This is a genomic window from Pontibacillus chungwhensis BH030062 (assembly GCF_000770675.1).
Classification (GTDB): Bacteria; Bacillota; Bacilli; order Bacillales; family BH030062; genus Pontibacillus; species Pontibacillus chungwhensis.
Window position 1 is genome coordinate 53,257 of sequence record NZ_AVBG01000005.1, and the last position, 23,240, is coordinate 76,496.

Annotated in this window: 20 protein-coding genes and 1 other RNA gene; 10 read left to right on the forward strand and 11 right to left on the reverse strand. The window is 41.3% G+C overall.

Annotated elements, in window-relative coordinates; translation table 11 throughout:
- Positions 1–78: 78 nt before the first annotated feature.
- Both ald and N780_RS08345 read right to left on the reverse strand, forming a co-directional pair.
- The gene (gene ald / locus N780_RS08340) at positions 79–1,209 is read right to left on the reverse strand and encodes an alanine dehydrogenase (RefSeq protein WP_036782336.1); all 1,131 of its coding nucleotides are present in this window, start codon (positions 1,207–1,209) and stop codon (positions 79–81) included.
- A 122-nt stretch (positions 1,210–1,331) separates the two neighbouring features.
- The gene (locus tag N780_RS08345; protein WP_036782789.1) at positions 1,332–2,570 is read right to left on the reverse strand and encodes a PucR family transcriptional regulator; all 1,239 of its coding nucleotides are present in this window, start codon (positions 2,568–2,570) and stop codon (positions 1,332–1,334) included.
- Positions 2,571–2,867: 297 nt separating this feature from the next.
- Here N780_RS08345 and N780_RS08350 point away from each other — a divergent pair, with 297 nt between their 5' ends.
- Positions 2,868–4,283, forward strand: a complete 1,416-nt coding sequence (locus N780_RS08350; RefSeq protein ID WP_036782338.1) for an alanine/glycine:cation symporter family protein — start codon at positions 2,868–2,870, stop codon at positions 4,281–4,283.
- 97 nt (positions 4,284–4,380) lie between these two features.
- On the opposite strand, the gene N780_RS08355 is transcribed toward N780_RS08350, so the two are convergent.
- Complete coding sequence (locus N780_RS08355) at positions 4,381–5,316, reverse strand: YndJ family protein (protein ID WP_036782340.1); 936 nt, start codon at positions 5,314–5,316, stop codon at positions 4,381–4,383.
- 63 nt (positions 5,317–5,379) lie between these two features.
- On the opposite strand from N780_RS08355, the gene N780_RS08360 reads away from it, so the two are divergent.
- The gene (locus N780_RS08360; protein ID WP_036782342.1) at positions 5,380–6,285 is read left to right on the forward strand and encodes a TIGR01777 family oxidoreductase; all 906 of its coding nucleotides are present in this window, start codon (positions 5,380–5,382) and stop codon (positions 6,283–6,285) included.
- 162 nt (positions 6,286–6,447) lie between these two features.
- Positions 6,448–7,383: a type I pantothenate kinase gene (gene coaA, locus N780_RS08365; RefSeq protein ID WP_036782344.1), complete on the forward strand. Its 936-nt coding sequence runs from the start codon at positions 6,448–6,450 to the stop codon at positions 7,381–7,383.
- Positions 7,384–7,729: 346 nt separating this feature from the next.
- Here the strand turns inward: coaA and N780_RS08370 are convergent, their stop codons facing one another.
- The 7 genes from N780_RS08370 to N780_RS08400 form a co-directional block, all read right to left on the reverse strand.
- The gene (locus tag N780_RS08370) at positions 7,730–8,506 is read right to left on the reverse strand and encodes a LysM peptidoglycan-binding and 3D domain-containing protein (protein WP_036782345.1); all 777 of its coding nucleotides are present in this window, start codon (positions 8,504–8,506) and stop codon (positions 7,730–7,732) included.
- Between the two features lie 674 nt (positions 8,507–9,180).
- Positions 9,181–9,963, reverse strand: a complete 783-nt coding sequence (locus N780_RS08375; protein ID WP_036782349.1) for a LysM peptidoglycan-binding and 3D domain-containing protein — start codon at positions 9,961–9,963, stop codon at positions 9,181–9,183.
- 228 nt (positions 9,964–10,191) lie between these two features.
- A complete protein-coding gene (gene ptsP, locus N780_RS08380) occupies positions 10,192–11,913 on the reverse strand; it encodes a phosphoenolpyruvate--protein phosphotransferase (protein WP_036782351.1) in 1,722 nt (573 codons plus the stop codon).
- Positions 11,914–11,916: 3 nt separating this feature from the next.
- A complete protein-coding gene (locus N780_RS08385; RefSeq protein ID WP_036782354.1) occupies positions 11,917–12,183 on the reverse strand; it encodes a phosphocarrier protein HPr in 267 nt (88 codons plus the stop codon).
- 55 nt (positions 12,184–12,238) lie between these two features.
- Positions 12,239–14,188, reverse strand: a complete 1,950-nt coding sequence (locus tag N780_RS08390; protein ID WP_036782356.1) for a PTS fructose transporter subunit IIABC — start codon at positions 14,186–14,188, stop codon at positions 12,239–12,241.
- 15 nt (positions 14,189–14,203) lie between these two features.
- The gene (pfkB, locus tag N780_RS08395; protein ID WP_036782359.1) at positions 14,204–15,118 is read right to left on the reverse strand and encodes a 1-phosphofructokinase; all 915 of its coding nucleotides are present in this window, start codon (positions 15,116–15,118) and stop codon (positions 14,204–14,206) included.
- A complete protein-coding gene (locus N780_RS08400; RefSeq protein WP_036782362.1) occupies positions 15,115–15,867 on the reverse strand; it encodes a DeoR/GlpR family DNA-binding transcription regulator in 753 nt (250 codons plus the stop codon). The genes pfkB and N780_RS08400 overlap by 4 nt, the downstream gene beginning before the upstream one ends.
- 300 nt (positions 15,868–16,167) lie before the next feature.
- Here N780_RS08400 and secG point away from each other — a divergent pair, with 300 nt between their 5' ends.
- The 3 genes from secG to rnr all read left to right on the forward strand — a co-directional run bounded on the left by secG (position 16,168) and on the right by rnr (position 20,058).
- Positions 16,168–16,404 (forward strand): preprotein translocase subunit SecG, encoded by a 237-nt coding sequence (secG, locus tag N780_RS08405; RefSeq protein WP_036782365.1) that lies wholly within the window; start codon positions 16,168–16,170, stop codon positions 16,402–16,404.
- A 505-nt stretch (positions 16,405–16,909) separates the two neighbouring features.
- Positions 16,910–17,659: an alpha/beta hydrolase gene (locus N780_RS08410; protein ID WP_036782368.1), complete on the forward strand. Its 750-nt coding sequence runs from the start codon at positions 16,910–16,912 to the stop codon at positions 17,657–17,659.
- Between the two features lie 47 nt (positions 17,660–17,706).
- Complete coding sequence (rnr, locus tag N780_RS08415; RefSeq protein WP_036782371.1) at positions 17,707–20,058, forward strand: ribonuclease R; 2,352 nt, start codon at positions 17,707–17,709, stop codon at positions 20,056–20,058.
- Between the two features lie 42 nt (positions 20,059–20,100).
- Here the strand turns inward: rnr and N780_RS08420 are convergent, their stop codons facing one another.
- The gene (locus N780_RS08420) at positions 20,101–20,958 is read right to left on the reverse strand and encodes a GNAT family N-acetyltransferase (protein WP_036782373.1); all 858 of its coding nucleotides are present in this window, start codon (positions 20,956–20,958) and stop codon (positions 20,101–20,103) included.
- 156 nt (positions 20,959–21,114) lie between these two features.
- Between N780_RS08420 and smpB the strand changes: the two genes are divergently transcribed.
- The 4 genes from smpB to N780_RS08435 all read left to right on the forward strand — a co-directional run bounded on the left by smpB (position 21,115) and on the right by N780_RS08435 (position 23,239).
- A complete protein-coding gene (gene smpB / locus N780_RS08425; protein WP_036782375.1) occupies positions 21,115–21,579 on the forward strand; it encodes an SsrA-binding protein SmpB in 465 nt (154 codons plus the stop codon).
- Positions 21,580–21,714: 135 nt separating this feature from the next.
- Positions 21,715–22,073: a transfer-messenger RNA gene (gene ssrA / locus N780_RS19490) on the forward strand.
- 286 nt (positions 22,074–22,359) lie between these two features.
- Positions 22,360–22,653 carry a DUF3817 domain-containing protein gene (locus N780_RS08430; protein ID WP_036782377.1) on the forward strand — a complete coding sequence of 98 codons (294 nt, stop codon included), beginning with the start codon at positions 22,360–22,362 and terminating at the stop codon, positions 22,651–22,653.
- Positions 22,654–22,675: 22 nt separating this feature from the next.
- The gene (locus tag N780_RS08435; RefSeq protein ID WP_036782380.1) at positions 22,676–23,239 is read left to right on the forward strand and encodes a DUF4256 domain-containing protein; all 564 of its coding nucleotides are present in this window, start codon (positions 22,676–22,678) and stop codon (positions 23,237–23,239) included.
- The last annotated feature ends 1 nt before the right edge of the window (position 23,240 follow it).

The following is a 23,240-nucleotide window of genomic DNA, read 5'->3' on the forward strand; positions in this document are numbered from 1 at the left end:
GGATGCCTCCTTATGGCATCCGCAGTTACTGCATGGAAAAGGTGCCTTTCATAGAAAGGCACCGGTTAATGGACTTTATTAGTTTGAAAAGAAGACGGCGTTTAATGCTTCATGAGCTGGTGTGTACGAATATCCAAGGTCCTTGGCAACAGCTTCATAAGTGACGTGTCCATTTGCTGTATTTAAGCCTTTTTGTAAAGCATGATTATCTTCAATGGCTTTTGCTACACCTTTGTTCGCAATCTGAAGAGCATATGGAATCGTAACGTTTGTTAAGGCGATTGTAGAAGTACGTGGAACAGCCCCTGGCATGTTCGCAACCGCATAATGCACAACCCCGTGCTTCACGTACGTTGGGTCATCGTGTGTTGTAATATGATCCACTGTTTCAATGATACCACCCTGGTCAATGGCTACGTCAACTAGGACAGATCCTTGCTTCATTTCTTTCACCATATCTTCTGTAACTAGTTTAGGTGCTTTTGCTCCCGGTATTAGAACAGCTCCGATGACTAGGTCTGATTCTTTAACAGCTTCAGCGATGTTCAGAGGGTTTGACATCATTGTGTTAATCTCGTTTCCAAAGATATCATCAAGCTGGCGCAGACGCTCAGGGCTAAGATCAATCATCGTTACGTCAGCACCAAGTCCAACCGCGATCTTAGCTGCGTTTGTACCTACAACACCGCCGCCGATGATGGTAACCTTTCCGCGTTTCACTCCGGGTACCCCGCTAAGAAGAATCCCAAGACCGCCTTTTGGTTTTTCAAGGAACTGAGCTCCGATTTGAGCCGACATACGTCCAGCTACTTCACTCATTGGGGTTAGGAGTGGTAGTGTGCGGTTTGTTTCAACCGTTTCATAGGCAAGAGAAATGACGCCTTTTTCAGTTAGAGCCTGTGCTAACTCAGGTTCTGCTGCAAGGTGCAAGTACGTAAATAAAATCAAGCCTTCACGGAAGTAGCCGTATTCAGAAGGCAGTGGTTCTTTAACCTTCATCACCATTTCTTTCTCCCACGCTTCAGCTGCTGCGCTTACAATGGTCGCTCCAGCATCTTTGTAGTCTTGATCTTCGAAACCGCTTCCAATTCCGGCGGTTGTTTCAACAAATACGTGATGACCTGCGTTTACAAGGTTTAAAACCCCAGCTGGTGTAATCGCAACCCGATTTTCGTTATTTTTTATCTCTTTTGGAATTCCAATGAACAATTCCCTCATCCCCTTTGCCTGTAATCGATTTTGTACTTCCGATTATAGATGGGGGATGAACGGATTGCATTGTGTAAAATAGAAAAACTCAGAATCATCTTTTGTAGAAATCAACAATGGCCTTATTGTTTCAGGCGTTCGATCATTAAATCCAGGTATAGTGTAATTTTTTGGTTTGGATCTTTAAAATTCAACCCAGTTAGATTCGTAACTCGCTTTAAGCGGTAGTTCAGTGTGTTGGCGTGAACGTGCAGAGCTTTCGCTGCTTCGTTGACGTTACTATCGCATCGCAAAAATTCGCTTACGGTTTCAAGCAGGTCTGTTCGATGCTTTTGATCATACTCGCGGAGGGTTTCAATATATTGATTGGTGTAATGATCACGTATGCGCTTTTCGTATAAGAAATCAATAAATTGATAGATTCCGAGCTCCTGATAGCTGTATATGCCTTCAACTTCATTAGGAAAACGGTCTTTAATGGATAAGACGTGTAACGCTTCTTTGTAGCTGTCTTGAATGTGGACAGGGTTTTTGTACAACGTACCTGCCGCTCCTTTTAGGAACTCTACATTGACACGGTCTTGTAATTTATCAACAAACGTTTTAACAAAATCATTGATCTCCTTCCCCGGCGCTTCGCTTGAATGCGGGCGAACGAGGAGGATTAATTGATTGGAATCAATGGCGCTACATACAATGCTGACTTGTCTTGAAGCTTCGATATAGTAGTGGATATGCCTTTCTAAAGATTGATGGATATCTTCCTCAAACTCAAAAACGACAATCGCTAAGGAACCTTCTAATTGAATGTGGTATTTACGTGCTTGACTTTGAATCGTTTCAAGGTCAGTCAAGTGCTCGGTCAGTAGTTGCCAGAAGAACTCTTTGTGATCTTCTTCTGATTTGCGCTTCTTTATTTGAAGTTGCAACATTTGGTTTTTTACTACTTTAGCAGCTTTCTTAAAAAGGTCGAGATCTTCATCGGTTACATCCCAGTGCACTTGAGCCCAAATAAACCCAAGAATTTCGTTGTTTTTTCGAACGGATATGGCCACTCGTTTCCCTAAACCAACTTCTTCAATAGCTGGAATGATAACAGGCTCTTCGCTTTCAAATAGTTGAGGGATGACTCCGTTCTTCCACAGTGTTTTAATAACGTTCTCTGGAACTTTTCTTCTCATAATCGTTGCAATCCTGGCTGGGTCAACGTTCTCGTCATGAGTACTATAAGCCAATATGCGGTGATTTGAATCTTCTATCGTAACTGGGCAATGCAACAGATCGCTAATCCGGTCGGCCAGCTCTTCTAATGAGCGAAAGGGCCCTTTAAATGGATCTTGGCTCCCGTAATTCGTTCCCATGGCAACCTCACCTTCTTTCTGTTTAAGCTCTGTATCTATCCTTATGTTAGGAATTATATAGGTATTGAAAATCAAATCCCCTGGTACATTTTAAGCCACATCCATATGGAAAATCTATAAGAATTTGTGGTATTTCCTAAAGCTTACTCAATCCAATTGTTGTTTTCAACAATTGAAAGCGCTTAAAATTTTACGATTTCACAAATACCTCTTCAAAAATGAGTGATAAAGTTTATAATGGGATAATGTTAACACCCAAAACTCACAAAAAGATACATCCAGAGCAGGGGGGAAATGATGTTAGACGTATTAAATCAAATCAACGATGTACTATGGGGAACGCCTAGCTTAATTCTCTTATTTGGGACAGGTTTATTTCTAACCATTATGTTAAGAGGGTTACAGTTTAGGAAGCTAATGTATGCATTTAAACTGGCTTTTACGAAAGAAGAAAAGTCAGAATCTTCATCCAATGCTGAAGGGGATATCAGTAACTTTAAGACGCTTATGACGGCTTTGTCAGCTACAATTGGGAACGGGAATATTGCCGGTGTAGCTACCGCTTTAACGCTTGGAGGCCCTGGAGCTATTTTTTGGATGTGGATTGTAGGACTACTAGGGATGGCAACAAAATATGCAGAGGCCCTGCTTGCTATGAAGTACCGGGTGAAAAATGAGAACGGAGAATATTCCGGAGGTCCTATGTATTATGTAGAAAAGGGTCTCGGGAAGAAATGGAAAGGACTTGCGATTGCATTTGCTTTCTTTGGTGCTTTTGCAGCATTAGGTATTGGGAACAGTGTTCAATCAAATACTATATCAGATGTAATGGATGAGAGCTTTCATATAAATGGTTGGGTGACAGGAGCCGTGTTGGCTGTATTAACAGGTCTGATCATCTTTGGAGGCATTCAGCGAATTAGTACGGTTGCTGGATTCTTTGTTCCGGTTATGGCCTTTCTATACATAGGCGGATCTATGCTCATAATCATTATGAATTATGAAGCGATTGTGCCTGCATTTGAAATGATCTTTAACTACGCATTTAGTCCTGTATCCGCAGCGGGTGGTTTTGCAGGAGTTGTGGTAATGGAAGCCGTTCGAAGCGGGGTTTCACGGGGCATCTTCTCCAATGAAGCAGGCCTTGGTACTGCTGCTCTGATTGCCGGAAACGCAAAGACAGATCATCCGGTTAAACAGGCATTAGTAGCTATGACGGGAACCTTTATTGTAACGATTATTGTTTGTACAATGACGGGTCTTGTGCTTATTATGACAGGATTCTGGGATCCTTCTGGTGGCGCCATTTCAGGTGTAGCGCATGCTGCAGACCTTGACGGAGGCGCATTAACGAGTGCAGCCTTTGGACATGCCTTAGGAACAATCGGAGAGTACATTGTAGCTTTCTCTGTTATTTTCTTTGGCTTCTCCACCATTGTAGGTTGGTATATGTACGGAGAGAAGTGCTTCGAATACTTACTTGGTCTTCGTTACATTATCCCTTATCGTTTTATTTACATTTCAGCAACCTTTATGGGGGCTGTGATGAAACTTGATCTCGTATGGGCATTTGCTAATATGGCCAATGCGCTTATGATGATTCCAAACTTAATTGCTTTATTGCTACTATATAAAGTAATTGTCAGGGAAACAAATTCCTATTTTAACGACTATTTGCATAAGAATCGTAACGCTTACCGAAAAGCAAGCTAATGTAATGCTAGACGGAAGTTGAATAATGACTTTAATATAGTCTCTTTTGAAGAGATTACGACAAAAATAACCTGCCTCTTAAGGGACAGGTTATTTTTTATGTCATTTTTTCATGCCATAAACCAAGAATCATAAATAAAGAGAAACCAAAACTATTAACAAATCCATGCACGAACACCATAAGAGGAATATCAAGTACTGAAATTTCACTTATGTGACCATATCCATACAGGAAAGCAAAGCTCATAGATATAAAGAGGGAAAAGAAAGCGATAATGAAAGAAACCTTGGCCTTTGGTTTCTTTACGTTTGGCACGATGAAAACTAAACTTAAAAGTGCGAACAGAGCTATGGGTACCACAAATTCAACCACTGACAAGAATTCAATAAGAGGAGACACAGGAGAAAATGTAATCCCTATGGCTACAAAGATCGGACCTACAAGTAAAAAGCCTCCCAGGCCGTTATAAACTCTTCTCACTAATGGTTGCTTAGAGCTAATGAACCTTCCCATTAAACCGAACGATATAATTGTAATAAATGCAGCATAGTGAAAGTGGATAGATGTTAATAAGATAAGGATATCTTGAAAATGTAGAATATCTACATTTAATCTATGTAACGAAAGCCAACCTCCCCCGATCACAATATATATCATACCAGCATGTATAAGAAGCTCTTGCATCGATCTCCATGCCTTTGTTTTGAACAAGGAAACGAGTCCGTAAATCGTAATGAATGCCGTGAATCCAAACCAAGGAAGTGATAGGATGAAAGATAAAGAGCCTCTTTCTAACAAAAAACTAATACACGCCAACACAAAGCTAATCGGGTGTATGTTGAGCAAGGTGCTGTAAAGGTTTGTATGCTCCGTTTTAGCAAGAGCTAGCATCAAAGGTATAAGCGTTCCGTAAGCAAACACAAGTAATAGTTGAACATATTGCTCAGTATGGATATTGGTAAGAACCATTTGTAAGACTATGAATATAATAAAAATCGTAAAACCGAATAGGGAACGTTTTTTCTCTATCATGGGATCACCTCATTTAAATCTTATACGAAAAGTCACTACGGGAAAAGAAAAGAGGGAGAGAGGTTGAACATATTAATTAGTGGAGGAACAGGGTTCATTGGTAGTCATATTGTCAATCATTTCGAACAGCAGGGTCATAAACTGTTGATCCTTACACGTGGGAGCACAAGAAAAGATGGACAAAGAGAATACATACAATGGCTTACGGATCAGAAAGATGAAGTAGATTATTTGTCGGAACGAAAAGTGGATGTAGTTATTAACTTAGCAGGGGATCCGATTGATCAAGGTCGATGGTCAAGCGAGAAGAAAGAGAGAATTCTAAACAGCCGTATAAACGCAACAAAGCGGATGATCGAGATTGTAAACCATCTCGAGGAGAAGCCTGAGGTCTTTATTCAAGGCTCAGCTATCGGCTATTATGGGTACTCGGAAGAAGAAAAGTTTACAGACCGAAGTCTATCGTTGATTAATAGTTTTCCGAGTGAAGTGTGTGATGTTTGGGAGAACACTCTTCATCACTTAAATCATTCAGACATTCGAAAAGTTATAGCTCGTATTGGGATTGTTCTTCATCCTCGTGAGGGAGCCTTGGCTAAGCTGCTCATTCCTTACCGATTATGGGCAGGGGGGAAGGTGGCTTCTGGAAGTCAGTATGTCTCTTGGATTCATTTGGAGGACCTCGTGAGCATTATTGATTATCTTATTGCTGATAGGACAATCTCAGGCCCCGTAAATGTAACTGCTCCTCATCCGGTTACTATGGATGAATTTGGGCGCACAATCGCTTCTATAATCAGTCGGCCATACTGGTTCCCTTTAACAGAATGGATGTTAAAGGTTGCTTTTGGAGAGAAGAGTATTATTTTAATGAAGGGGAGTAAGGTCCTTCCAGAACGACTACTTAATTCTAGTTTTACTTTTAACTATCCTACAGTAAGGAAAGCGCTATCAAATCTTCTAGAATAATTTTTAATACTACTAGAAAGCTTTCGCATCAAGGGTTTAAGGCTTGCTGAAAGAGGAAAGAGGGAGCTCGACATAATTCGATACGGTGGTACAATTAGAAGCGCTGTGGTAAATTATGAATATTATAGTTCTTAAAATGTAGACAAAGGTATGTGAAACCGTATGAGTAGTTATTCACCGTATTGGATGTTCCAAAAAAACGAATGGGCGAAGCTTCGAGCTAATGTACCGATGACCCTGTCTCCCATACAAATTGAAAATGTAAAAGGAATTAATGAAAAGCTCGATATAGAAGAAGTCTCAAATGTTTATCTTCCATTAAGTAGATTACTCAATTTATATACGAAAGCTTCTCATGAGCTTCACTCGGTAACAGACCGTTTCATGGGCCAAAAAACGAAACAGGTGCCATTCATTATTGGCGTCGCAGGTAGTGTTGCTGTCGGAAAGAGTACGATCTCAAGGATTATGCGTGAACTGCTCTCTGAGTGGGATGAACATCCTAGTGTAGACATCTTAACCACGGATGGCTTTTTATTCCCGAATGAAGTATTAGAAGAGAAGGGGATCATGAATCGAAAAGGGTTCCCGGAGAGTTATGATATAAAGAAATTGATAGACGTTTTGGCAGATTTGAAGTCAGGTCGACCTGACGTAGAAGCACCTGTCTATTCACATTTAACGTATAATATTTTACCAGATGAAGTTCAAGTATTAGACCAGCCGGATATCGTCATAGTAGAAGGAGTAAATGTATTGCAAACTCCCAAAACGCGAGGTGCAGATCCTGGTACATACGTTTCTGATTTCTTTGACTTTAGTATTTATGTAGATGCAAATGAAGATGATTTACTGAAATGGTATACTGAACGCTTTATGAAGCTCAGAGATACGGCTTTCCAAGATGAGCGTTCTTATTTCCATAATTACTCCGGTTTATCTAATGATGAAGCCATTGCCATGGCAGAAGATATCTGGCGACGGATTAACTTAAGGAATCTTCATGAAAATATTCAGCCGACACGTAACAGAGCGGATCTTATTCTGCATAAAGATCGTGATCATTTAATTGATTCGATTATGCTTAGGAAGGCATAATCTTAGATGAAGGTGCAAAATCGTTTGGGCGATTTTGCGCTTTTTTTTGTGGGTGGGGGCGTTGTGTTATAGAGAGCTAGGGGTGTCTGGGGAACGACTCGCTTTCCACGGGCGAGCTGTCGAGCCTCCTCGGGGAAACCGCCCTGCGGGGTCTCGTCGACCTCTTTCTCCCGTAGGAGTCTCCCCGTTCCCCAGACACCCCAGGCTATATATTGGCTAACGCCCCCGCTTATTGATTTTTCGGCATAAGGTAACTAGTATGAAAAGTTTCATGTAGAGACTAGAGCATATAGAAAGCCCAAAGCTGTTATCAGCTTTGGGCTTGTGCTTCTTTATAGGAAGGGGGTTAGTCTAAGATTGTTACGTCTACTGATTTGCGGCCCCAGTTTAGTGCTTCGGATTGGGATGGGATGAAGACGTCGATTCTGTTTCCTTGGATGTCTCCGCCGATGTCTCCAGCTACTGCTTTTCCGTATCCTTCTACATAGACTTCAGTGCCTAATGGGATTACGTTCGGGTCAACTGCGATGACTTTGCGATTTGGGTTTTCAAGAAGGTTGATGCCTGTTTTAGTGATACCTGAGCACCCAACGCAGTTCGCTGTATAGGCTGTTGATTCCATTGTGATTGTCTTTTGTTCTTGTTGCTGTGTTTGAACTTGTTTTTCTTCTGTTTTAGGTTGTGCAGGTTGTGTGCTTGCTACAGTTGATTTTTCTTTTGTTGCTACGTTTGATCCGTTCACATTCAGGGTATCTCCTGAATAAATCGTACTTGAGCTTAAGTTATTCCACTGTTTTAATTCATTCACACTTACATTATATTGTTCACCAATGGCGAAAAGTGTATCGCCAGGTTTAATTGTATACACATCACTGTCAGCTGTTGCAGTCTGAGCAACTTGAGTGTCTCCGTTGCGGTTCACTGTTAGTTTTTGGTTCGGGAAGATTAAGTTTGATGTTAAGTTATTTTGTTGCTTTATTTGTTCAACGGACACATCGTAATCCTGAGAGATACCCCATAATGTGTCGCCGCTCTTGACGTCTACTTCTTCTGCGCTTGCTGTGATCGCTGTTGTTGTAGAAATCGTTGCTACAGCAGCTAGGGATAGAAATAGTTTTTTCATTTTGTTGACCTCCTGGGAATTACAATAGCCTTTAGCTGTTGAAATTCACAATTTATTGAGTAACGAATTAACTCTGTGTCCAACTATAACAAGCTCATGGGAAAAGCCCAACAACAGAATGACAACAATGTGATTGCAATTCTAACAAGGAGATTACATGGATTTTACAATGACGGGAAAATAGAGAAAAGGACCCTTTTAGAGGATCTTTTTCTCTATTTTTCTGTGAATGAAGCTTAGGGAATGTTTCCGTTGTTGCAAATAGAGCGTAAGGTGGTTCGGGGAATCACTCGCTTTCCGCGGCGAGCTGGGAAGCCTCCTCGTTCGCTAACGCTCTCTGTGGGGTCTTCCTGGGGCTCCTACTGCCGCAGGAGTCTCGCAATTTCCCGAACCACCTTTTCCATATGTAGAATAACGGAAACATGCAATAAGTGAAGGGTATTCACTATCCACACTTAAACTAAAGAGTTGTTCTTACAACCTATAGTAAGGGGGCTTGGGAACGGGGAGTATCCTGAGGAAGAAAGAGGTCTAGTTCCGGCGTGGAAGACCTTGCGATATAAGTCATCTTTTCTCCAAAACCATATAAGAAAAGGTAGATTGGGTGAAGAGTCCATATAAAAAAGCCCAAAGCGACATTTAGCTTTGGGCTTGTATCATTTCTTTATATGGAATTAGTTTAAGATTGTTACGTCTACTGTTTTGCGGCCCCAGTTTAGAGCTTCTGAGCGAGATGGGATGAAGACGTCAATTTTGTTTCCTTTGATGGCTCCGCCTGTGTCACCAGCAATAGCTCTTCCGTATCCTTCTACATAGACTTCAGTGCCTAGTGGAATTACGTTAGGGTCAACTGCGATGACTTTCATATCTGGGTTTTGAATAAGGTTAATCCCTGTTCTTGTGATGCCAGAGCAACCTGTGCAGTATGCTGTATAGGCTGTTGATTCCATTGTGATGGTCTTCTGTTCTTTTTGTTGTGTCTGAACTTGTTTCTCTTGTGTTTTAGGTTGAGAAGGTTGTGTGCTTGCAACAGTTGATTTTTCTTTCGTTGCTACGTTTCCTCCGTTAACGTTTAGGGTATTACCAGAGTAGATCATATTAGAGCTTAAATTATTCCATTGCTTTAACTCATTCACACTTACATTATATTGTTGACCAATGCCCCAAAGTGTATCGCCCGGTTTAATCGTGTAAACACTGCTGTTCGATGGTGCCGTTGTTTTTTGAGCAACGTGGCTGTCTTCGCTGCGGGTCACTGTTAGGTTTTGGTTTGGGAAGATTAAGTTAGATGTTAGGTTATTCAGTTGTTTGATTTGTTCAACGGACACATCGTAATCCTGAGAGATTCCCCATAACGTGTCGCCGCGCTTTACGACTACTTCTTCTGCACTTGCTGTGATTGCCGTTGTTGAAGAAATCGTTGCTACAGCCGCCAGGGATAGAAATAGTTTTTTCATTTTGTTAACCTCCTGGGAATTACAATAGCCTTGAGCTGTTGAAATTCGCTTTTTTTTGAGTAACGAGCTAACTCTATGGACTACTATACCAAGCTAATTGCAAAAGCCCAACAACAGAACGACAACAAATTGATTGCAATTCTAACAAGCATGTTACATACATTTTACAAATTCGGAAAAATAGAGAAAAGGACCCTTGTAAAAGGGTCCTTTTTAGTATCTAACGATTTATTTTTGTCCAGTTTTTGATTTGACGAACTCAACAACATCTTCAGCTGTATCCATAGAAAGAATTTCTTCTTTGTAAGAAATCATTTCTTCCTGAGACAAGCTTAAGATCTGTGTACGAGCTGGAAGGATAGAGGTTGCGCTCATAGAGAACTCGTCTAATCCTAGTCCAAGAAGAATAGGGATCGCAATCTCATCTCCTGCCATTTCACCACACATGCCGGCCCACTTGCCTTCAGCATGAGCTGCTTCAATCACGTTATTAATTAGGTTAAGAATCGCAGGGTTGTATGGCTGGTATAGGTATGAAACGCGTTCGTTCATACGGTCCGCTGCCATTGTGTATTGGATCAGGTCGTTTGTACCAATGCTGAAGAAGTCCACTTCTTTAGCGAACTGTTTCGCGATAACAGCCGTTGCTGGAATCTCAACCATCATACCAACTTCAATTGCTTCAGATACTTCTGTACCTTCGCTTTGAAGCTTTTCTTTCTCTTCAAGAAGAATCGCTTTCGCTTGGCGGAATTCACCTAGCGTTGCAATCATTGGGAACATGATTTTTAAGTTACCGTATACGCTCGCACGAAGAAGGGCGCGTAGCTGAGTACGGAAGATATCGTCACGCTCTAGGCATAAACGGATTGCACGGAATCCAAGGAATGGGTTCATTTCATCAGGAAGATCCAAGTAGTCTAACTCTTTGTCTCCACCGATATCAAGTGTACGTACAACAACAGGTTTATCAGATCCTACGCCTTCAAGTACTGCTTTGTAAGCTTCGAACTGTTCTTCTTCTGTTGGTAGCTGGTTTTTGCCCATGTATAAGAACTCAGTACGGTAAAGCCCGACACCTTCGCCGCCGTTGTTTATAACGCCGTCGACATCGTCTGGAGTACCGATATTCGCTACAAGTTCAACGTGCTTGTTATCTGCTGTTACAGTAGGTTCATCTTTAAGCTTTGCCCATTCTTGTTTCTTTTCTTCGTATTGAGCTTGCTTTTGCTTGTACGTTTCAATCTGTTCATCAGTAGGGTGAACGATTACTTCACCTGCAATACCATCAACAATGACCATATCATCTTTGTTAATCGTTGCTGTTACTTCTTTTGTTCCTACAACAGCAGGGATCTCAAGAGAACGGGCCATGATGGCAGAGTGAGACGTACGACCGCCGATGTCAGTTGTGAAACCTTTAACGAACTGCTTGTTTAATTGAGCTGTATCAGAAGGTGTTAAATCTTCTGCGATAATGACAACTTCTTCATCAATTAGGGCAGGGTCAGGGAATGTTACGTTTAGTAAGTGTGCCATAACACGCTTTGTTACGTCCTGAATATCTGCTGCACGTTCGCGCATGTATTCGTTGTCCATATTTTTAAACAGGTCGATGAACATATTAGCTGTCTCATTAAGAGCTGCTTCAGCGTTCACGTTTTCTGTTTTAATCTTATCTTCAATTGGTTGAATTAGTTCAGGATCGCTAAGGACAAGAAGGTGAGCAGAGAAGATCTCAGCCTTTTCTTCTCCTAATGTTTTAAGGGCATGATCCTTAATTTTCTCTAGTTCATTTTTAGATGTAGCAAGAGCGGATTGGAAACGTTCCACTTCTTGTTCAGGGCTTTCAATCTCTTTCTTATCAAAAGAAAGATCTGGTGCTTCCATGCGGTAAGCTTTTGCAATCGCAATACCATTAGAAGCGGCAATACCTTTAATGCTCGTCATGAATTATTCCCCCAGGTTTTCTTTTTTCATTGCGTCAGCAACGCCATTTAAAGCTTCTTCTTCGTCCGTTCCTTCTGCTGTTATTTTTACTTCAGCACCAGATGGGATGCCTAAAGACATAATTCCCATAATGGATTTAAGGTTAACGGACTTACCATTGTACTCTAAGTTAACGTCAGCTTTATATTGACCAGCCGTCTGGACTAGAACAGTGGCAGGGCGTGCATGGACGCCATCTTCTGATGTAATCGTCATAGTTTGTTCAACCATTGAGATACCTCCTGATCTTTTTCTAAAAATTTTTATATGAACACATTACTCTACTTTACCCTTTTTGCACAGGTTTTTTCAAGACACCAGCGATAATTGCTGTAACAATTGCACCAATTAATACTGCGGCGATGTATAAAACGGCACCCAGGAGAGCATTTCCTGCTTCTCCGCCCGTTTTCACAGCTCCTGTCAGAATCACAATAATTCCGCCGTGAGGGGCAAGGAGATTCAAGTTGAATAGGTAAACAAGTCCACCTGTAATAGTTGAACCAATTACAGAAGCTGGAATGACACGTCCAGGGTCAGCTGCTGCGAACGGAATAACTCCCTCTGTAATGAATGTAGCACCCATCGCATACGCTGTTTTACCTGTTTCTCTTTCTTGTGCTGTAAATTTGTTTCTAAAGAATGTTGTTGCTAAAGCAAGGCCTAATGGTGGAACCATACCGCCTGCCATTGCAGCTGCGATTGGCATTGTGTTCCCGGCATCAAGCATAGCAATTCCGAATGTATAAGCTGCCTTGTTTACAGGGCCGCCCATATCAACAGCCATCATACCACCAATAATTAAACCTACAACAATACCAAATGAACCAAGACTATCTAATCCATCTCTTAATGCAGTATAAATGGATACAAGGAATGGGTTTACAAGTAACATGATGATACCTGTAAAGAACAAGCCAAGTACCGGATAAAGAAGGACGGGCTTTAATCCATCTAATACGTCTGGTAATACTTTTAACCCTTTTTGAATCAGTAACATTAAATAACCAGCTAAGAAACCGGCAAGCAGTCCGCCTAAGAAGCCAGAACCGCCATCAGCGGCACCTGTCGTGGTTGCAATCAAACCACCAACCATACCGGGAGCAAGTCCGGGACGACCGGCAATACTTTGAGCAATGAAACCAGCCAGTACGGGTACTAGTAGATAAAAGGCTTTCCCGCCACCAATAATGCTTAACATTTCAGCAAAACGGTTATATTGATCGCTGTCTGGGTTAGCAGCGTTAATTCCGAATAAGAAGGATAAAGCAATTAAAATACCGCCACCGACTACGAATGGAAGCATGTTGGAGACACCGTTCATTAAGTGTTTATAAATACCCGTTTTCTCTCCGCTTCCTTCGCCATCTTCATTTGAGGATTGGCCGCTTCCTTGATACTCAGGAGCGTCTCCTTCTTTTGCTTTCGTGATTAGTTCTTTTGGTTCGTGAATCCCTTTTGCTACTGGGACCATTACAACTGGTTTTCCTTTAAAACGATCTGTTTCAACTTCGATATCAGCAGCAACAATGACGCCGCTAGCACGTTCGATATCTTCTTTCGTTAATGCGTTCTTCACACCACTTGAGCCGTTTGTCTCGACTTTAATCTTAACGCCCATCTCTTTAGCGGTTTCTTTAAGTTTGTCTGCAGCCATGTACGTATGTGCAATTCCTGTAGGGCAAGCCGTTACAGCGATCACATAAGGCTCTTCTTCTGATGAAGCATCTTGTTTTTCGTTTTCGTTTGCTGCTTGTTCAGCTTCTTCTTCGTCACTATTCGCTTTTTCTTTTGCATCGATCAGGTCTACAATTTCATCTCTTGTTTCAGCGTTTAAAAGCTTTTGACGAAATTCAGTATCCATAAGTAGGGATGAAAGACTAGAAAGTGTCTCTAAGTGAGCTTGATTTGCTCCTTCAGAAGCTGCGATCATAAAGAATAAGTGTGTGGGTTGTCCGTCAAGTGACTCGTAGTCAGCTCCTTCTTGTGAGCGAGCAAATGCAATTGCAGGTTCTTTAACGGCTGCCGTTTTCGCGTGTGGAATGGCTACGCCTTCGCCAATCCCGGTTGTACTCTGTTCTTCCCGGGCTAGAATCGCTTGTTTGAATTCTTCCTTGTCATTTAATCGGCCAGCTTCATCTAGTTTGGAAACTAGCTCATCAATGACGTCCGCTTTAGCGCTAGATTCAAGCTCTAAAATCATTGTGTCTTGTTTTAACAAGTCTGTAATTTTCACGTTGATGCCCTCCCCTTAGTTTAAATCCTCAATCTTAATCTCTTTTCGAAGCTCTTCTACAAAATCTCGAGTTGCCAAGTCGTCACTAAATGCCGTTGCACTTCCGCAAGCCACACCATTTGCGAAGGCTTCTGTTAGGCTATTTGTTTGTACATAACCAGCTATAAAACCTGATACAACGGAGTCACCCGCTCCGACGGAATTCTTGACTTCACCTTTTGGAACGTTTGCGTAGTAAGCGTGGTCTTTATTAACCAGAATTGCGCCATCTCCGCCCATTGAAACAATGACGTTGGTAGCGCCCTTGGTTACTAGTTGCTTAGCAAAGGTAATGGCCTTTAATGGTGAATCAATTGTAGTATCAAATAATTCCCCTAATTCATGGTGGTTTGGTTTAAGTAAGAAAGTAGGGGTGCCTACTAGTTCTTCTAACGCCTTCCCGGAAGTATCCGCTATAAAATGAGCTCCCCGTTCTCCGCAACGCTTAGCCATTTTATTGTAAAAATCGGCAGGTATCGTTTTGGGGATGCTTCCTGCTACAACTAAGTAATCATCTCTTTCTAATTTCTCAACTTGTTTTAATAGTTGTTGCTGTTGCTCTTCAGTAATAGAAGGTCCTGGACCATTAATCTCAGACTCTTCGTTTGATTTTAGTTTCACATTAATGCGGGTATTTTGATCTGTATCAATGAATTGGTGTTGGACTTCTTCTGACTCAAGGAAATTCTGAATGAATTGTCCGGTGAACCCGCCAATAAATCCTAGTGCGGTGTTGGATACATCCAATCGCTTTAAAACACGGGATACATTGATGCCTTTCCCACCTGGGTAGTAGTAAGTCGTATTAGCACGGTTTAAATCTCCTTCATTGAATTCATCTACATGCATGATGTAATCAATGGAAGGATTTAAAGTGACTGTATAAATCATGATGACACAACCTTTACGTTTGTTTTCTCTTGATAAGGTGATAATCGTTCTGGATCATTCTCATTTGTAATCAGAGTTGCATTCTGTAGGGAAGCAATGCTTGAAAAAGATAACTCATTTAATTTAGAAGCATCCCCAAGAACAAAAGCTTCTTGTGAAAGAGTCAAAACCGTTTGCTTAACAAGTGCTTCTTCTGGGTCAGGAGTTGTATATCCGTGAGAAGGATGAACTCCGTTTACTCCAAGAAAGCACTTATCAAATCTGTATTGTTGCAGGCTGTGAGTAGCGCCTCGTCCGATCAATGCTCTCGTTTTATGTTTTACAAAACCGCCAGTTAAATACGTGGGTACCTGATTTTCAGTTAGTTCTTCAAGCAAGGTAACCCCATTCGTTACAACGGTAAGATTACGTCCCTTTAAATAGGGGATCATTTGGTATGTCGTTGTTCCGGCGTCTAAAAATATGCAATCTCCATCTCGTATGAGGGAAGCGGCTTCTTTAGCGATCGCCACCTTTTCATTTAGATTTTGAGCTGCTTTCTCTCGTATGCTTAACTCTTCACTTGTCTGATGTAAACAAGAAGCACCACCGTGAACCCGTTTTAGTTTGTTGGCGTTTTCAAGTTGGCTTAAATCACGTCGAATGGTTGATTCTGAAGCACCTGTTTCGTTAACAAGATCTTGGATTTTAACCGTCTGGTAACGCTCAAGCTGTTCTAATATGATTTCGTGTCGTGTTGGTGTAAGCATAATATGGACCTCCGAAACTAATGTAAAATGAATTCCTACCATTAATATAAAGGAAGCCCTTTCATAAATGCAATCAAAAACTTTCAAAATCGATCAAAATATATCAAAAACAATCACAACCTTCAATGGAGATTCACTTCCATCAGAATAAAACGCTAGGAAGAGGGGGGCTTTAGGGGAGTAAAGGGTGTCTGGCACCCTTCACTCCCCTAAAGCAAATCTGTTAATAAAAGGTTGCCGTTGAAGGGGTTTTGTGCTACATTATCCTTAGGTATTAGAGCGTTTTAGGAGGTGGATCAGATGTACACGGTAACATTGGTATTACTTGCGATTGATGCTATTGCAATGATCGTATTAGTTCTTCTTCAATCAGGTAAAAGCGCTGGTCTTTCAGGAGCGATCTCTGGAGGGGCTGAACAATTATTTGGTAAGCAAAAAGCACGCGGTGTTGATGCTATTATGCATAAAGCTACAATTGTAACGGCTGTTCTATTCTTTGTTCTTACATTTTTACTTGGGTATATTCTTAATCAATAAGTAACGGGAGCTCCCGTTACTTATTTTTTTTGTTCAATGAGGGGAGAGTTGTTTGGAGTGACCGAAGTGGGGTTTTGGTGAGCGATGAAGGGTATGGGCGAATTGACGAAAGAGGCTCTCGGAGTGACGAAAGGGGAGCTCGAATTGACGAAAGAGGCTCTCGGAGTGACGAAAGGAGAGCTCGAATTGACGAAAGAGGCCCCCGAATTGACGAAAGAGCTCCCAAAGTGACCAAAGCAATGCTCAAATTGACCAAAACTTCCAAGATGTAACCCGAGAATCTTAAGCATACATAATTCTAATTACGAGAGTTGGTTTTTAAGGAAAATTTTAAGGGAATTGACCTCTAGGCTTCCCAGCATATGGACTTTGTTTATGCTAAATGAGTTATTTCGTGGTACCATGAAATCATTCTCATTCCCACTAACTATTTCCTCTGTTGAATTAGTGCAACGGGTAAAACTAATCATAATACAACATGAGCTAGAAGGAGCTGTCATTCAAGATGCAAATCAAACTACCAGAACCATTTACGTTTGAAGCGGGAAATCGTGCGGTATTGTTACTACATGGATTTACAGGCCACTCTGCGGATGTGCGCATGCTTGGTCGTTTTTTAGAAAAGAAAGGGTACACCACTCATGCACCGATCTACAAAGGTCATGGGCAACCGCCAGAGGAGTTAGTGAAAACGACTCCAGAAGACTGGTGGAAGAGTGCGAAGGAAGGATTCCAACATCTTAAAGACCTTGGCTACGAGGAGATTGCGATCGCTGGGTTATCTCTTGGTGGTGTGCTTGGTCTTAAATTGACGTACACGAATCAAGTAAAAGGTATTACAACGATGTGTACTCCAATGTTCTTTGATAATGAAGAACAGCTGACGAAGAGTTTTAAGCAATTCGTCAAAGAGTTTAAACAGTTAGAGAAGAAATCAGAAGAAACAATCGAACAAGAAATGAACGAGTTACTAGAAGATTCCACACAAACATTCAATCAACTAGGCAAGTTAATTAAAGAAGTACATGATGAAGTTGATACGATTTACGCGCCGACGTTAGTGATTCAGGCTGAGCAAGACGAGGTCATTAACACAGATAGCGCCAATTATATTTATGAACAGGTAGAAGCTGATCATAAGGATATTAAATGGTATAAAGAGTCTGGACATGCGATTACGCTAGGTCAAGAGCGAGACCAACTTCACGAAGATATTTACAACTTCTTAGAATCACTTGATTGGACAGTGGAATAATAGATAACACTAATAAGAATAAGGATTCAAGAAGGACGGTGGATATAATGAGTGACCAGTTAAAGAAACAGGTACTCGAATACTTCCATGAACATGACTCAAAACCTTTATCCGTACAGGAAATTGAAGAATTAATTGAGCATGGAAGTGCAGAAGATTTTACAACATTAATGAAAGCTTTGAACCAATTAGAAGAAGAAGGAGAACTCGTACGAACACGCAAAAATCGTTACGGGCTTCCTGAAAAAATGAATTTGATCCGCGGTAAGATTCAGATGCATGCAAAAGGGTTTGCCTTTTTAATTCCGGATGAAGATGACAAGGATGATGTATACATTCACCATTCTGACCTTCAATCCGCGATGAATAATGACCGCGTTTTAGTACGAGTCGATTCAAGAGGCGAAGAAGGCAAGCGTCCAGAAGGTATTGTCATTCGTATCGTTGAAAGAAGTACACAAGAAATTGTTGGTACTTACGATGATAATGGCTACTTCGGGTTCGTTATTGCAGATGACAAGCGTATTCCTAATGATATCTTTGTTCCAAAGGCAGCTAACAATGGAGCGGTCGATGGACATAAAGTTATTGTACGCTTAACAAAGTACCCAGAAGGTCGAATGAGTGCTGAAGGAGAAGTCGTTCAGATTCTTGGTCATAAAAATGATCCGGGAATTGATATTTTAGCAATTATTCATAAACACGGTATTCAATCAGACTTTCCTGAAGAAGTCATTGAACAAGCTACAAATACGCCTGATGAAATTGATCCGTCAGAGATTAAGAATCGTCGTGACCTGCGGGATGAACAAATTGTAACCATTGATGGTGCAGATGCAAAAGACTTAGATGATGCCATTTCTTGTCGTAAGCTTGATAACGGGAATTATCATTTAGGAGTTCACATTGCAGATGTAAGTTACTACGTAGAAGAGGGTTCTCCAATTGATAAAGAAGCGCGTGATCGAGGAACAAGTACGTACCTTGTTGACCGAGTGATTCCGATGATTCCTCATCGATTATCAAATGGAATTTGTTCTTTAAATCCCCAGGTGGATCGTTTAACGCTTTCTTGTGAGATGGAAATTGACTCTAATGGTGAAGTTGTAAACCATGAGATCTTCCAAAGTGTGATTAAGACAGATGAGCGAATGACATACGCTGACGTAAAAAGTATTTTAGTCGATGATGATGAAGAACTGAAAGAACGCTATGAGCCACTTGTTCCGATGTTTAAAGATATGGAAAACCTAGCATCGATTTTACGAAGTAAACGTATGGAACGTGGTGCCATTGACTTCGACTTTAAAGAAGCGAAAGTTCTAGTCGACGATGAAGGAAAAGCAGAAGATGTTGTTCTGCGTGAGCGTTCTGTAGCTGAACGATTAATTGAAGAGTTTATGCTAGCAGCGAACGAAACCGTTGATGAGCACTTCCACTGGATGGATGTTCCATTCATTCACCGTGTACACGAAGAGCCAGATGAGTCTAAACTGCAGCACTTCTTCGAGTTTATTACGAACTTTGGTTATAACGTTAAGGGTGTTTCAAATGATGTTCATCCAAAGGCACTTCAAAATCTTCTTGAATCCGTAAAAGGTACACAAGAAGATATGGTGATCTCAAAACTGATGCTTCGCTCTATGCAGCAAGCTCGTTACGATGAGAACAATCTGGGTCACTTTGGGTTATCAACACCATTCTATACCCACTTCACCTCGCCTATCCGTCGTTACCCGGACTTAATCGTTCACCGTTTAATTCGTACGTACATTATCGAAGGGAAGCTGGATCAACAAACACGTAAACACTGGAAAGAAGAGATTCCAGAGATTGCTCGTCACTCTTCTGATCGCGAGCGTCGTTCTGTTGATGCTGAACGTGAAACGGATGACCTTAAGAAAGCAGAGTTCATGCAGGATAAGATTGGAGAAGAATTTGAAGGTGTCGTAAGTTCTGTAACTGGATTTGGATTGTTTGTTGAATTGCCGAATACAGTAGAGGGGCTTGTTCACGTAAGTTATCTAACGGATGACTATTACCACTTCGATGAGCGTTCTTACGCGATGATCGGAGAGCGTACTGGTAAGGTGTTCCGCATTGGTGATGAAGTGACTGTTAGAGTTGAAAAAGTAGATCTTGATGAACGTGTCGTTGACTTTGAGCTCGTAGGAATGAAACCTCCTGAGAAGAATCGTTCTACGCGCCCGGATCGCCCTAAGGTGATTCATGCGAAACGAACGGATAAGCCTAATGGCCCTAAAAAGCAAAAGCGCCAAGGCGAAGGCCGTGGCCAGAGTGATAAGAAGGGATCTAAAGGCAAGAAAGGGAACAAGCCTTTCTACCAAAACAAAGGAGTCCCAAACGGTAAGAAAAAGAGTAAGAAACGCGGAAAATAAATAAAAACAGGTAACTGCGAAGTCGCAGTTACCTGTTTTACGTTAGGATAACTTGAATCCATATAAGAGCCATGGATCTTGTGTTTCAAATGCATCAGATGAAAACGTATGAGCCGCTTCAGACGAAACGTCAATCCAAACCCCGTATACATCCTCGTGCTTAGACCATTCATGTTGAATGGTTTCGAATAGACCCGGTTGCTCAAAATGGTCATTCCAGAAGTACTTAGAGTTGAGGTAAAGGTTCCCCTTTTGATCCACCTTACAGAATAAGAAACGGGTTCGATCTGAATTGACGTAAAACGTTCCATCTTTCAGGTACTCATCTGTAAATAAAGATTCATCAAACGGAAGAGGATAGTAGGCTTCATAAGGGAAAGCACCAAGAGCATTTTCCCTTAGCGATCGAAGGAAGTTCCGTTTTTCTTCTATTGTATTCACCGTATCCCATACCTTACCTGGCGTGCTCTTCACAAAATGTGGGTCTTTTAGAATGTAGGGATGCAGGGTAGTTACATGTGGTAAGTCTAATTTCGTCAAGGCTTTACGAGCTGAGTAGTTGTGAAGTTGTGTGTTTGCGCTGACGAATTCAATGGAAGGAATCGTTCTCAGCTCCTCTATTATAGCGCGAAGGATTTCGGTGCCGAATCCTTTACCTCTATACCGGATATCCGTTCGCAGGCGTCCGAGCATGGCGAATTTACTAGAGAATAATGTAAAGCCTGAAACAGCAATCATTTGATCTTTATCAAAAAGTCCATACATGACATTGTTCTCTCGTTCGAGAAGGTTGTGAAAGATGCGGACAACATAGTCATCTTCTAAACCGGTCTGCATGTTTCTTAAAGCGTCATAGTCATTTTCTGTTAGCTTCCGAAGCGTTACGAGTTCTGTTTCCATGAGTCACCCACTTCCGATGTTCAATTTTCCAATTGTAATATTCTCACAAGGACATATTCTTTGTCTATTAGAAAGCCTGATGCGCCCTTTATAATTGGAATTCTGGTCTTTTTTTGATACAATATTGTTTACGCAAGTTGAGGAGGATATACGCTTATGCCTAAAGGTAAAGGAAATGCAATCGCACAAAATAGAAAAGCCAGTCATGATTTCTTTATAGAAGATACATTTGAAGCGGGCATTGTTCTGAAAGGAACGGAGATTAAGTCAATCCGTGCCGGCAGAGTGAATATGAAAGACAGCTTCGCACGTGTGAGTAAAGGAGAAGTGTTCCTTCATAATATGCATATCTCTCCTTATGAACAGGGAAACCAGTTCAACCATGAACCAACGAGAATGCGGAAGTTACTTCTTCATCGTAAAGAAATCAACCGTTTAATTGGTGAAACACAGCAGCAAGGTTACTCGCTTGTACCTTTAAAGATGTACATTAAAAATGGTGTAGCCAAGGTTTTAATTGGTCTAGGTAAGGGTAAAAAGAAATATGATAAGCGTGAAGACTTGAAACGCAAGCAAGCAAAGCGTGACATTGATCGTGCTATCAAAAACAGTGGTTATTAACTTACAAAAGATACCAGTTCGTATCCATTGCTAAAACCTCATTTTATGTTATACTAAGTATTGTCGTTGAAACGATACGGCATATAAATGATGAAGCCTTTTGAGCTCATCTTCCGTTAAAGGAACCATTTACATGGGGACGTTACGGATTCGACAGGGATAGGTCGTGCTCTAGTAGCGGGCCGATTGGCGACTCGTAAAGCGCCATGCCAATAATAACTGGCAAAGAAAACAATTTCTCTCTAGCAGCTGCATAAGCTGATCTAGAGGATCCTTCCTGCCATCGCCCATGTGGTAGATTGAAGGGTCTCAAACTTAAGTGGGCTACGCGTTCATTCGCCACCTTAGGATGAACGAAGAGACCAATAAGGTTAGCTGCAAGGAAGCCTGTCAGTAGGTCGAATTGTATGCGAAATATAATATGCTGACTACGCTCGTAGAAGCTATTGTAACGATATCTCTGGACGTGGGTTCGACTCCCACCGTCTCCACCAATACATAATTGGTGGTTTTTTTATGTCTTAAAGCTTTTTTTTCTAATTTTCTGCGGGATAGCATTGATGAGCTTCCAGACGTATAGATTGAATTTAATGTAAAAGCACAAGCTGCCCTTTTAGTGAGCTTGTGCTTTTTTATAAGTAATTATAAGACAATAAACGAAATACTCAACTTTTCACGTACATTCCATTGAGTCATTTATTAAAAAGCAGGTTAAATGAATCCATGTTAAACTTACTAATGTGTATGTTGATTAAAAGAGAGAAAATTGGAGTGAAGATTATGTTTAGCTCCCCAATTAATCAGTTTAGGTTAATGGGCTTTTTAGAAGGTTTATCCCTTCTTGTTTTGTTATTTATCGCTATGCCGCTTAAGTACGTGGTAGGCTATCCGGAGGCAGTAACCTATGTGGGTTCCCTTCACGGTGCGCTTTTTGTTATGTATTTGGCTACGATTGTCTATGTGACGTTTAAAATTAGATGGTCATTTATATGGGTAAGTTCAGCTATTGCTGTTGCGTTTATTCCATTCGGCAATTTGGTGTTTGATACTAAAGTACGCAAGCATCATATCTAAGATAGTTAAAGGGGGATGCTACATGACTGAGGCCAGTGGATTATCTTTAGAACAAAAAGAAGAACTGCTCGAGGTGTTGAAAGAACGTTTCGAGAACAATATGAGCCGCCACGAAGGGCTGAAATGGACTGAAGTGCAAACTAGACTTGAGACTTATGAGGACAAGGTATGGTCCCTCTATGAGATGGAGAGAACGGGCGGTGAGCCGGATGTTGTTGACTACGACAAAGAGCGAGGGGTATATGTTTTCTTTGATTGTTCAGCTGAAAGTCCTAAAGGTCGCAGAAGTGTGTGTTATGACCGTGAAGCACTAGAATCGAGGAAGAAACATAAGCCTGAAACAAGCGCAGTCGATCTGGCAACCTCTATGGGAATAGAAATATTGAATGAAGATCAATATCGGACATTGCAGAAACTTGGTGATTTTGATAAGAAAACATCAAGCTGGGTGCAAACGCCTGAAGATATAAGAGACCGGGGTGGTGCGCTATTTTGTGATTTTCGGTATGGACATGTTTTTGTTTATCATAACGGAGCAGAGTCTTATTATGCTGCGAGGGGCTTTCGTGGAGTAATAAGGGTCTGAA